Source organism: Photobacterium sp. R1, from assembly GCF_054600795.1.
In genome coordinates this window covers 23,024-34,903 of record NZ_BAAHZP010000022.1, presented here as the reverse complement: position 1 = coordinate 34,903, position 11,880 = coordinate 23,024, and the positions used below count along the sequence as shown (strand labels likewise).

12 protein-coding genes are annotated in these 11,880 nt (G+C 35.5%); 2 read left to right on the top strand and 10 right to left on the bottom strand.

The genetic code is table 11. The features are described 5' to 3' along the window. The first annotated feature begins 35 nt into the window (after nt 1–35). On the top strand, nt 36–1,073 hold the full coding sequence (gene wecA / locus ACYP03_RS22825) for a UDP-N-acetylglucosamine--undecaprenyl-phosphate N-acetylglucosaminephosphotransferase (protein WP_459782238.1): 1,038 nt from the start codon (nt 36–38) through the stop codon (nt 1,071–1,073). Between the two features lie 188 nt (nt 1,074–1,261). Continuing rightward, on the top strand, nt 1,262–1,441 hold the full coding sequence (locus ACYP03_RS22820) for a hypothetical protein (protein ID WP_459782237.1): 180 nt from the start codon (nt 1,262–1,264) through the stop codon (nt 1,439–1,441). An 86-nt stretch (nt 1,442–1,527) separates the two neighbouring features. Here the strand turns inward: ACYP03_RS22820 and wecA (ACYP03_RS22815) are convergent, their stop codons facing one another. From wecA (ACYP03_RS22815) to ACYP03_RS22770, 10 genes are all read right to left on the bottom strand, one after another. Continuing rightward, entirely contained in the window at nt 1,528–2,622 is a 1,095-nt protein-coding gene (gene wecA, locus ACYP03_RS22815; protein WP_330961901.1) for a UDP-N-acetylglucosamine--undecaprenyl-phosphate N-acetylglucosaminephosphotransferase, read from the bottom strand. Between the two features lie 111 nt (nt 2,623–2,733). Then, a complete protein-coding gene (locus tag ACYP03_RS22810) occupies nt 2,734–3,147 on the bottom strand; it encodes a WbuC family cupin fold metalloprotein (protein ID WP_330961900.1) in 414 nt (137 codons plus the stop codon). A gap of 11 nt (nt 3,148–3,158) precedes the next feature. Next, on the bottom strand, nt 3,159–4,364 hold the full coding sequence (locus ACYP03_RS22805; RefSeq protein ID WP_459782236.1) for a glycosyltransferase family 4 protein: 1,206 nt from the start codon (nt 4,362–4,364) through the stop codon (nt 3,159–3,161). Then, nucleotides 4,364–5,494 (bottom strand): non-hydrolyzing UDP-N-acetylglucosamine 2-epimerase, encoded by a 1,131-nt coding sequence (wecB, locus tag ACYP03_RS22800; RefSeq protein ID WP_459782235.1) that lies wholly within the window; start codon nt 5,492–5,494, stop codon nt 4,364–4,366. The genes ACYP03_RS22805 and wecB overlap by 1 nt, the downstream gene beginning before the upstream one ends. Then, the gene (gene wbjC / locus ACYP03_RS22795; RefSeq protein WP_330961897.1) at nt 5,491–6,597 is read right to left on the bottom strand and encodes a UDP-2-acetamido-2,6-beta-L-arabino-hexul-4-ose reductase; all 1,107 of its coding nucleotides are present in this window, start codon (nt 6,595–6,597) and stop codon (nt 5,491–5,493) included. Before wbjC ends, wecB begins: the two co-directional genes overlap by 4 nt. 1 nt (nt 6,598) lies before the next feature. After that, nucleotides 6,599–7,633: a UDP-N-acetylglucosamine 4,6-dehydratase/5-epimerase gene (fnlA, locus tag ACYP03_RS22790; protein ID WP_459782234.1), complete on the bottom strand. Its 1,035-nt coding sequence runs from the start codon at nt 7,631–7,633 to the stop codon at nt 6,599–6,601. 2 nt (nt 7,634–7,635) lie between these two features. Beyond that, nucleotides 7,636–8,451 (bottom strand): glycosyltransferase family 2 protein, encoded by an 816-nt coding sequence (locus ACYP03_RS22785; protein ID WP_459782233.1) that lies wholly within the window; start codon nt 8,449–8,451, stop codon nt 7,636–7,638. Continuing rightward, a complete protein-coding gene (locus tag ACYP03_RS22780) occupies nt 8,444–9,454 on the bottom strand; it encodes a glycosyltransferase (RefSeq protein ID WP_459782232.1) in 1,011 nt (336 codons plus the stop codon). The genes ACYP03_RS22785 and ACYP03_RS22780 overlap by 8 nt, the downstream gene beginning before the upstream one ends. Continuing rightward, nucleotides 9,454–10,743, bottom strand: a complete 1,290-nt coding sequence (locus ACYP03_RS22775) for a hypothetical protein (protein WP_459782231.1) — start codon at nt 10,741–10,743, stop codon at nt 9,454–9,456. The genes ACYP03_RS22780 and ACYP03_RS22775 overlap by 1 nt, the downstream gene beginning before the upstream one ends. 2 nt (nt 10,744–10,745) lie before the next feature. Beyond that, the gene (locus tag ACYP03_RS22770) at nt 10,746–11,879 is read right to left on the bottom strand and encodes a polysaccharide pyruvyl transferase family protein (protein ID WP_459782230.1); all 1,134 of its coding nucleotides are present in this window, start codon (nt 11,877–11,879) and stop codon (nt 10,746–10,748) included. Between the last annotated feature and the right edge of the window lies 1 nt (nt 11,880).

Sequence of the window (11,880 nt, the reverse complement as noted above, 5' to 3'; positions counted from 1 at the left end):
GTCTTTCGACGTTTTGACAGCTTTCGGAATTGAGCATGTTTGCAGATTTTTTCTTTGTATTTTTTTCCTCGTTCGCTGCACTTTTTTTACTCCGGAAGGTCGCAAAACGTGTGGGTTTGGTTGATCAGCCCAACGCAAGAAAGCTTCATGACGGAGCCGTGCCCCTTGTCGGCGGCTTGGCTATCTGTATCACGCTGGCTCAGTTCCTGTATTATTCTCCCAGCATCCTCGATGATGCCGGACTGTATACCCTCTGTATTGTCATCCTGACTGTCGTTGGCGCTTTAGATGACAAATTTGATGTCAGTTTCAAGATCCGGTTATTAATCCAGGCAACCCTTTCGGTCTGTATGATGTACTTTGCCGGACTGGAACTACACACCCTGGGAAATATGGTAGGATTCGGTAAAATTGATTTGGGCATGTTCGGGTATCTGGTCACCGTACTGGCAGTCATAGGTGCAATCAATGCCTTCAATATGGTGGACGGTATCGATGGACTGCTAGGCGGATTATCTATCGTGACTTTCGGCGGACTCGGCATCATGCTGTTCCACGACGGGCAGCTTTCACTGGCCTATCTCTGTGCCATTATTATCATCACCATCATCCCTTATATCCTGCTGAATCTGGGCGCATTTGGACGAAGACGCAAAGTCTTTATGGGAGATGCTGGTAGTATGCTCATTGGCTTTACCGTAATCTGGTTTTTGTTGCTTGCCAGTCAGAATGGCAGCCGCCCGCCTCTGCGGCCTGTGACCGCGCTATGGTTGATTGCCGTCCCCCTGATGGACATGGCAGCCATCATGATCCGTCGTATTAAGCGCGGAGACTCTCCTTTCAAACCTGACCGGGAGCATCTGCATCATATCTTCCAGCGCCTGGGATTGAATTCCACTCAAACACTGATTGCTATCTGTACTATTGCAACTTTACTGAGCGGCGTGGGTATCTATGGTGAAATCGCTAATGTACCAGAGTATGTGATGTTCTGGCTTTTTATTGTCGGCTTTGTCGTCTACTTCATTCTGTTATCGAAAGCAGAAAAAAGAAACACAGCTGTGAATGCTTAATCTACCGTGCAACCACATTCACTAATTCCTGTGAGAGCTGATTGAAGGGCGTTAAAAACACCTTTTTTCACACAAACTGATCTTAAACCGCATAATAATAAGTAAGTCTCAGTTTAATTCAATCTATCTACAATTCATGACGCCATAGTATGGATTAGCATACAAACAATCTTTCAATGGCAGGAATCATGACGACTAACGATCACATCCTTCGCTTTAAAGACTACTGGCAACAGATTTTCGCGTTTGTTCTGGAAATTGGATTTTTATTGCTTTGGGATGTGATTTACCAGCTTGCTCAGCTGGATAAATTTGATAAAGAAGCGAAGCAGCTTCGCAGAGAAGACAGATCAGATAGCCTGCAGTAAGAAAGAAAAAACCCAGACCGAGGCCTGGGTTAATGCGATGAGCATTCATAAGATCACATCCGACGACTCTCTCGAATGTCCTGACTTTATTGCTCAGAAGGAACTTGTTCCGGAGCTTTTGGCTGTGCTCGTCCTGTCAGACGATGAATCCAAGTCGTAATACGCCAGATATGGCTTATGACTGCAAAGTACACACCAAACATTAACAAGAAACCAATCAGCATGACCGTTTCGTTAATTTGCGCCAAATCTGACCATATCCCAATCATCGCCATCGTCGCTGCCAAACTGCAAATCACAATCAAAGTCATGAATGGTGATAACCCAATCCGCTGGCAGATATGATGCAGGTGTTCCCGGTCTGGTTTGAACGGTGACTGTCCTTTACGAATCCGGCGGATCATAATCGTCGCCATATCCATCAACGGCAGCGCAATTAACCAAAGTGCAGTCACAGGTCGCATCGCACTTTGTGCACCAGCTTGCGTCGCTTCCAGTAATAACCAAATTACCGTGAATCCAATAAAGATACTGCCAGCATCCCCCATGAAGACCTTAAAACGACGCCCTAGCGGAAAACCCAGATTCAACATGATATAGGGAACCATTGCCGTCACAATCAGGGTACAAATGGTAAACAGTTCAGTATCTCCGGATACATAAAACACATAGCCAAGTGCCGCAAAGCTGACTGATGCCAGACCACCAAGCAAGCCATCGATGCCATCCACCATGTTAAATGCGTTGATCGCACCAATAACTGCCAAGATAGTTAATGTCGAACTTAGTACGACTGGCAAATCGAGAGGGAAATTGCCAAGCATATAACCTAAATCATGCAGACTTTTCTCACCTATGAAAATCATCACCAGAGAGACACCAGCCTGTACCAAAAGTCGAAGTTTAAAGCTGATGTCGTATCGATCATCAACAACACCTATCACGACCAACACAGAAGCACACCCCAGATACAACCAAGGGTTTTGTGGAAATAAATCAAACAAGCAGAAAGCAATTGCAAGTGTCATAAATATAGATACACCACCGACCAACGGAACAACACCTTGATGGTGTTTTCGTTCATTGGGTGCATCTACTAGTCCGATACGTTTTGCAATTTTCCTGCAGATAAACAAGCTGCAAAAGGACATTAAGAAGGCAAATAGGAATGCAGAGGTCATGGCATATTCTCTTACGGATATAGATAAAAAACTATCCATGCGAAATTATAGAAACACTATAATTAACTTAACTGATATGATCTAATAAATTAATTTTAGAACCAGCATGATTTAATTATTATCAAAAGAAGGGAATACTTTTGCATGCACTTCATCAAAAGGTCCCTCTTTCACTTCCAGCATTAATGCCCTCTCTGACAAACATTCGACACTATGAATAAGTCCAGGCTTAAGCTCAATCATTGGAATCACATCATCTGAACTAATAAAAATCCTATCAACAACAATACCTGAACTATTATAAAAAACAAGAACAACCTTACCTTTTATCACTGTAAACAGTTCCCATTGATGCGATAATTCATGATAATGTGGTTCAACAAAACTACCTTTAACCATTGCTATTAGTAGTCGTTGAACTTTATCCTCATGCGATTTATGTAATAGTAAATGAGCTCGTTTTCTTGAAGAGGATTCAGCTGAACTGAACAAAGCATCAATTTCATTGTCATTTATTTTATTCATAAATCTCTTCTTCATGATTTTTTATTCAGGGAATTGATTATGTCTTTAGCTATTGATGAAACTGCAAACTCTTTCTCAAGTAAATTTCTTGCATTTGATCCAAGCTTATTTCTGTATTGATTACATTGATATAATTTTTGAGCAGATTCAAACAATAATTCATTTTCCCCATTTACATGAACATGCCCAGCTTTAAACTCATTTACGAGTTCTTTAAGATCATTACCTGAATTAACACTTCCTAGAATGGGTAATGCTTCTACCATATAACCCAACAATTTCCCCGGAAAATTATGTGCTGTGTGGGCTGATGATAAAGAGAATAACCCAACATCAACTTCGGAGAGTATTAGTTTAAATTCTTCCTGACTAACAGAAGGAATATAAGTAAAATTATTTAACTTCCACTCTTGAGATAGCTTTAAAATAAGTTCGACTTCATCACCCTGACCAACAAATAAGAAATGAGCCTTTGGATATATCATCATTCTCCGTGCCAACCGAACCAAATTGGCCATATCTTGTGCATGACCAATATTACCGCCATAAAAAAAGATAACTTTATCTTTTAATCTCAAGCGTTCACGAATTGATACATAACCATCCGGATAATTAATAACTGGAATCAAACTTGCCCAATTTCTCAGAACATGACAATTGTAATGATTATAATCCTGTCGAAAAACCTCAATGTTCCTCTCAGACATTAAGCCAATAAAATTGGCCTGATTATAAGAGTGCCTCTCAAATAATCTAAAATATTTTTCTATAAGCGATCCTTCGCGTATCATTCCTGCATCAATAACCCAACGCGGAAAGAGATCTCTCAATATCAAATAAGATGGACACAGACAAATATTTTTTATTCTTTTAACAAGTGCACCCAAAAATATTGAAGGTGAGTAGTAAATCACTCCATCAAAACTATCTGAATAAACTTTTCCTTTAATCGAGGACCAAGCACTATATGATAAACGTGATTCATTAATTGCACGCTTAATTTTTCCAACATCCTTAATCGGTGAGCTCTTATAGCGCCAAACGGTAACACCTTCATAACACTCCATCAGTAACTTTTCTTTTTGATTAAAGCCTGGTGTTATTACTGTTACGTAATGACCTTCTCTCATAAGCTGCTGAGCCAGCTCATGAAACATCTTTGCCCCAACACGTGTACTATCAGGTAAGTAATCATCAATCAATAAAGCTAATTTCATTAATACTCTTTCCAGACAACACGCCTAACGTAATCTGTGTAAGAATGGATAATTCTTACAACTTTATCCGAAACATTAGGCATTGAATAATCTGATACTTGACGTAATAATCGTTCTGAACCTGATGGTTGGGTTTCCAAAATTTTCAATGCCTGCATTACCCTCTCAACACCGAGACCAACCATCATTACGGATGCTTCTTCCATACCTTCTGGACGTTCATGAGCTTCACGTAAGTTCAATGCTGGGAAGTTTAATATTGATGATTCTTCGTTAATTGTACCGCTATCAGACAAAACAGCCTTAGCTTTCATTTGTAAATGGTTATAGTCATGAAAACCTAAAGGCTTAAGTAAGTGGATATTCTGATGGAAATCAATTCCTTGAGCTTCAATACGATTGCGAGTTCTAGGATGCGTTGAAACGATTACAGGCAACCCATAGCAACTTGCAACTGTATTCAAAGTCTCAGCCAGTTTTTTAAGCTGTTTAGGTGAATCCACATTCTCTTCGCGATGTGTACTAACAAGGAAAAACTCGCCTGGTTTTAAGTTTAATCGCTCTAAAACATCTGATGCCTCAATCCTAGATTTATAAAAATTCAAAACTTCGAACATCGGACTACCAGTCTTAATCACCCTATCAGCAGGAATACCTTCTGCTAGTAAATAATCTCTGGCAATAGTACTGTACGTTAAATTGATATCTGCAGTGTGATCAACAATACGTCTGTTTGTTTCTTCTGGAACGCGCTGATCAAAACAGCGATTACCCGCTTCCATATGAAAAATTGGTATTTTTCTACGTTTAGCAGGCAACGCAGAAATACAAGAGTTTGTATCCCCTAAAACAAGCATTGCATCAGGGCTGATTGCTTCTAAAACTTCATCGACCTTAATAATAACCTGACCAATGGTCTCTGCCGCATTTTTTCCCGCAGCACTTAAAAAATAATCAGGCTTCTTAACACCCAAATCATCAAAAAAAACCTGATTCAATTCAAAATCATAGTTCTGACCAGTGTGAACTAAAATATGTTCACAATGCTCATCTAATTTAGCTAAAACTCTTGACAGCCGAATAATTTCTGGCCTTGTACCTACGACAGATACGACTTTTAATTTTTTCACTTCAATGGTCTCGCAATAGTATCCGGTACATCTCTATCAAAAACTTCATTCGCCCAAAGCATGACTACTAACTCATCCCCACCAACATTAGTAATATCATGACTCCAGCCAGGAACAGTTTCGACGATTTCAGTCTTCTCTGATGATGTGGTTATTTCGTAAGTTTCACCAGTGATAACATGTTCAAATCTAAATTTAGCCATTCCCTTTAAAACTAAAAACTTTTCGTTTTTAGAATGATGGTAATGCCCACCACGTGTAATACCAGGGTGTGCTGTAAAAAAAGAGAATTGACCTGACTCTTTTGTCTTTAGCATTTCACAGAAAATACCACGTTCATCAGCATAACTTGGCACAGTATAAGTAAATTGTTTTGGTGAAAAATAACTTATATAAGTCGAATACAACGCTCTGACCAGCCCCTGCCCTACATGCTCTGTAATTAGAGAATTTCGGCTTGACTTAAACAATCGAATCGTCTCGGCGACACTACCAACAGTTGTCTGATATTCTGGGTGTACTGTTTTGAAACCAGGCTGCTTATCCCTACTAAGTAGAGAAATTAGCTCATTACAAACATCATCAATATAAATCAGATTGACAGATGCACTGGGATCATGAATGTTGATATCAATATCGTTAGCAATATTATGACAAAAAGTTGCAATAAATGAGTTGTAATTGGGTTTACACCATTTTCCAAACACATTAGGAAAACGGTATATGAAATAATCAGCCCCAGTACTTTTCCCGTAAAGCTCAACTTTTTCTTCGGCAATTTTTTTACTTAAACCATAAGGCGTATCATTTGTTGCTTGCATTGATGAGCTAACCATTAATGGTGTTTTACTCCCATTTTTAATTAACTCTTTGACAATAAACTCAGTTAAATCTGTATTACACTTTAAGAATTCAGATTCATATTCAGTTCGATTCACTCCAGCTAAATGAAAAACAAAATCGGCATCTGCTAATGCGGAGACTAAATCATCTGAAGTTGAAGAAGAGCCAAGCAGAACAAGGTTAGTATATCCACTTTCATTTAATCTTAGACAGAGGTTTTTGCCAATAAATCCGTAGGCACCTGTAACTACAATTTTCATATTAAGCATCCAATTCGTACTGTTCACCTGCACACATAGCTCGGATAAAAGGAAGCTTTAATAAGAGTGCTTTCATTCCAGCAACATCTAGTCGTTCAGTATTATGTGAATTATAGTCTTCAAACTCTGAAATTCTTGTATCACCATCTTCCACAAATTTTCCATAATTAAGATCACGTAAGTCAGGTGGAACACGATAATAATCGCCCATATCGGTTGCGGCAACCATTTCCTCACGACTTAAAAGAGCTTCATAGAGTTTTTCTCCATGACGTGTACCAATGATATTTATCGGGTGTTCATTAACATCGAGCATTTCCCGTAGTGCTTTCGCAAGAGTTTCAATAGTAGCTGCAGGTGCTTTCTGAACAAAAATATCACCACTATTACCATGCTCGAATGCATATAAAACCAGATCAACCGCATCTTCCAATGTCATCATAAACCGGGTCATATTTGGGTCAGTAATGGTCAAAGGTTTCTTTGCTTTAATTAAGTCAACAAACAACGGAATTACGGAACCCCTTGATGCCATCACATTTCCATAACGAGTGCCACAAATAACCGTTTTAGACTCATCAACATTTCGAGACTTTGCCACCATGACTTTTTCCATCATAGCTTTTGATATCCCCATTGCATTAATAGGGTATACTGCTTTATCAGTACTTAAACAAACTACACGTTTAACTTTGTTAGCTATTGCTGCTTCTAATACATTTTCAGTTCCGAGCACATTAGTTTTAACTGCCTCCATCGGGTGAAATTCACAGGAAGGTACTTGTTTCAATGCGGCGGCATGATAAATAAAATCAACACCTCGGGTTGCAGTCAAAATACTATTGTAATCTCTCACATCACCAATATAAAACTTCAGCTTAGGATTATTATATTTCTTCCTCATGTCATCTTGTTTTTTTTCATCACGAGAAAAAACACGTATTTCTTTAATATCAGTATGTAGAAATCTATTTAGAACAGCATTTCCAAAAGACCCTGTACCACCAGTAATTAATAAAACTTTATCTTTAAACATTCTTATTTTTCTCTCTCAAATATTTTAGAGTCTACCAGAAATCTATACCAAAAAGTTTGCAAGAAATAAAAAATTAATCCCTGCCTTCCATCAAGAAACCCTACTTTAAAAATATACCTATAAATAAACATAAGGAAAGCTCTTAAAAACATAGGAGCTCTGTAATACTTCTCTTTCAGTTTTCTGGTTTTTTTTGCTGCACCTAAATTAGACGTTTCATCTTCTTTCGATAACATCTTATAATACTCGTTCACTTCTTTTTCTGAGTATTTATTATGTTTATCTATCCAAAAAGATAGCGATGATAAGTTATCATCAATAAAATCATTTCTTAAAAAATCAGTCTTACCAGAAAGTAGAACCATATGTTCATCCATCTCACGATTTTCACATATAGCTTTACCCTTCCTCCATAGTCTCATCAATACTGTTGGATAATAACCGCCATGTCTCATCCAGCGTCCCATAAAATATGTACGCCTTTTGATATTAAACCCATTAATATCATTAGGAACACCCCTAGAAAATAACTCTTTTAATTCAAGAATCAACTCTGGAGATAAATATTCATCCGCATCAATTCTGAATATAAATTCATTCTTGAATTCAATATTTTGAAGCGCCCAATTGATTTGATGAGAATGATTCACCCATTTATTTTGGTAGAATCTCGCTCTATTATTTTTTACTAGAACTTCAGTTTGATCCTGAGAAAAAGAATCAACTACAACGATATCATCAGAAACGTTTAAAATTGATTGAATGCACCTTTCAATATGTAATGATTCATTATAAGTTATTATAAGAAAGCTAATCATATTTTATTCCGTTTATAAACATATCAACAAAAACATTATTCGCCTTGATATAAGCTGGTTTGTAAGCACTAGAGTCAAATAAGTAATCTTTCATTTTCATTACTGTATCTTCGACATTAGCTATATCTATATAATTACAGTCCCCAATTACATCATTAACAAAGTTAAGATTTGGAGCAAAAATAGGTAATTTAAGCATTGCTGCTTCAATTAATGGTAATCCAAAGCTTTCTAGAATTGATGGAAATATTAAAGCAGAAGAAGCTCGATATACATCAACGATTTTTTCAAATGGTAATAATCCCAGATTTTCAATAGAAACAATTCTTCTTTTGTTTATTACATTTATTTCATTCAAAATGTTCTCATAGCGTTCTTCATTTGGAACGGTTACTATTACTTTGCAAGGTATCTTCAATGTAGATAAACGAGAAAGGCAATCAAATAAAAAATCATGTTTTTTATGTATACTAGGTAGACCAATGAAGCAGAAATCATATAGTTTCTCAACTTTCTTGAATTCCAATTCCTTATAAAATGGTAATATAAGAGATTCTTTATTATAATAGGATATAATCTCTTTTTTCATAGACTCTGTCTGACAAGCCACATGAGAAACATTATGAATAAAAAACCGAATATATAATTTTAATAATGATATCTTTACTTGCTGTTTGAAATTAAGATGTTTATAACAAGTTCTTTTTTTTACTAGATATGCATTATGTATATACAAGATTGAGTTTTTAACTTTATTTAGAGGTGGGAGATTACCAAAAAACAGAACTCTTTCATATTTTTGATAAATCAGTAACGAAAAAAAAAGGTTTCTTCTTTTTTTTACCATTACATTGTTGCTCAAATATATTTTATTTAAATCTAATTTCTCATGAATATACAAGTCCACTATAATGTGTTTTTTAGTTAATTCAGATAAAAGCTCATTAAGCAAGACTAAAGCTCCTCCTGTATTAACATTCACCGCACTTATGGCTATTTTCATCACAAACCTTTCGTTGACTTTGTCAGCTTAACTAGCATCCATTTAAGAAAAATAAGTGTCATAAATATAATAATGAATCTTGAGGATGCTCTCATTGATGCAATGTTTGACATTAATGTCAAATAAGTGAATGAAAAGAATAGCAACTTTGCAATGATATCCTTAGAAAGAGCTCTGACATCAACAAAATTCGCGATCCATCCTATAATACCACCCACAAGTAACATTCCATACGATCCGAACCATAAAATAGATTCACTTACAATGTCAGAATTTATCCCAATGCTAAATCCAAAATGAGGTGTCAACGATTGATATGGGACAAAAAGCTCAGTAGGCAAAATAAATGATGGTATTGGTGATATATATAGTAAAAATAGCAAAGGATCAGGTTTTATATTAATTGTTCCATCAGCTAATCCCGCATGGGTTAACGTTGTAGTTGCAAAACCAGAAACTGTTGCAAAAAAGAAATCAAATATTAACGGTATATCACTATATGTCTTCCCAAAACCTAAAATGAAGTTATCTATACCTATTCCGTTATTTCTAACATAAAGCGCATTAATATAAAAAGCAGATATAAAAAAAGTTAAAAGTAGCAACTTTAACTTACTAAGACCTCTTTCTGAAAAATATGAAGCTATTACTATCATCACAAATGGTAATACTACCGCTCTTCCCGACAATGACATAGGATATACTAATACATAGCATAGACCACAAAAAATTAGTATGTGGTTTTGTTGATAATTATAGTGTCTTAATAAAGAATAAAATAATGTTAGCAATGATATTATATATGCTAAATTTACTATTTTTTCATTATCAAATTCAAATCTAGTTTTAGGGAAAATAAACTCTTCAAGACCACCAGCTCCGACTATGAAAAGGAAAAGTGATATTACATACAGTACACAAATATGAGTGCTATTAAACCGTCTATAAAATTTAACAATCTTTTCGTTTTTCAAAATCAAATGATTATTCAACGTTTGAGATCTATTTTTCCTCCATAAATTTAACTGCAAGATATATACAACATCAAATGTGCATTTGAACAAAAAATAAGACCAAATTGCCGATGATGCATAATCAGAGTAAAATATTGACTCATTGAATAATGTATCAGTATAGCCCAACACATATAAATAAGGGTAAGCATAACTGCCAAAATAAACCAATGTCGCAAGGGTATAAGCATTTATTATACTTTTTCTCTTATGATTCACATACAAAATCAATAAGAGTTGAAATATAACCCAAATAAAGAAAAAAGTATCAGACATAATTATCTCAACGATAAATCTAAAAATTCTTTCGACTTTACTCTTTCAGATTCAATTTTATCTGATACATTATTTGCCACATAATCTATAGAGAAATCACTGTGTGAGTTTATATTTTCTTTCCCATAAATCAGCCTATCGGATAGGCCAACTACATCTAACAAACTTACTATTCTATTTGATAGCTTTCCAGGAGACACTGCAAAGAAATTTTTCCGAAAAATTAGAGAAAAACATACACCATGGAAAGAATCTGTAATTATAAACTCTGCATTTTTGAATAAATGCAAAAACTCACCCACACTTGCATCTCTAATTTTTGTTTTTGCTCGATAATAAGGATATATATCTTGATCGATAGAAACCACGTCAAGTCCTGTTAATTTTGAAAAATACTCCACTACAATTCTTGTTTTCTTTACTTTAGGTACAGAGTAAAACAATATGTACTTATTATTTGATATTTGTTTTACACGCTTTGTTTCTTCTGGAAATCGGAACAGCCACTCATCCCGGCTTAAAAGTAAAGTAGGATCTAATACATGTGTGACGTCTTTACCGACTAATTCTTGGATTTCAGTCTTTCTTTCTATCTCTCTGACAGAGATATGATCATAAGAAGTTAAAGATTTTTTTAATGTATTTATATTCTTAGTGTCAATTTCAAATGCCCCCATTGATGATGCATAAGAAATCCTCTTTGAGTCATTTCTGCCAAAATTTAGTAAATAATTTGTATCCAAATTTTCATTGCTACTGACACATACAGGATTCCAAATTTGATCACTACCAGATACTAAAACATCAAATTTTTCATTTGCATAATTGTCTACTTCACTTGAATTTAACCTTGGCGTTAAGTTGAACTTATTAACTATGTCCAATTTGAACTTTCTTATCACTCTCCATCTTGGAATTATTCTTAATAAATCTTTAACTGCACCTAGACCTGACTTAATAGACGTTATATTAAATCGAATCAAATGAAAACTGCTTTCTAATTTCTCGTTCCTATAATCAATTACTTCAACATCACCATACTTCTTCAATGATTCTTGTGTTGCAAAGGCTTGTAAAAAAGCACCGTAATTATTTGCTCGATGTATGGTTATTAATCCAATTTTCTTATTTTTCACT

Bases quoted from the DNA above. Each gene is read 5' to 3' on its own strand.
- wecA (WP_459782238.1), top strand. From the start codon at position 36: ATGTTTGCAGATTTTTTCTTTGTATTTTTTTCCTCGTTCGCTGCACTT.
- ACYP03_RS22820 (WP_459782237.1), top strand. From the start codon at position 1,262: ATGACGACTAACGATCACATCCTTCGCTTTAAAGACTACTGGCAACAG.
- wecA (WP_330961901.1), bottom strand. From the start codon at position 2,622: ATGACCTCTGCATTCCTATTTGCCTTCTTAATGTCCTTTTGCAGCTTG.
- ACYP03_RS22810 (WP_330961900.1), bottom strand. From the start codon at position 3,147: ATGAATAAAATAAATGACAATGAAATTGATGCTTTGTTCAGTTCAGCT.
- ACYP03_RS22805 (WP_459782236.1), bottom strand. From the start codon at position 4,364: ATGAAATTAGCTTTATTGATTGATGATTACTTACCTGATAGTACACGT.
- wbjC (WP_330961897.1), bottom strand. From the start codon at position 6,597: ATGAAAATTGTAGTTACAGGTGCCTACGGATTTATTGGCAAAAACCTC.
- fnlA (WP_459782234.1), bottom strand. From the start codon at position 7,633: ATGTTTAAAGATAAAGTTTTATTAATTACTGGTGGTACAGGGTCTTTT.
- ACYP03_RS22785 (WP_459782233.1), bottom strand. From the start codon at position 8,451: ATGATTAGCTTTCTTATAATAACTTATAATGAATCATTACATATTGAA.
- ACYP03_RS22780 (WP_459782232.1), bottom strand. From the start codon at position 9,454: ATGAAAATAGCCATAAGTGCGGTGAATGTTAATACAGGAGGAGCTTTA.
- ACYP03_RS22775 (WP_459782231.1), bottom strand. From the start codon at position 10,743: ATGTCTGATACTTTTTTCTTTATTTGGGTTATATTTCAACTCTTATTG.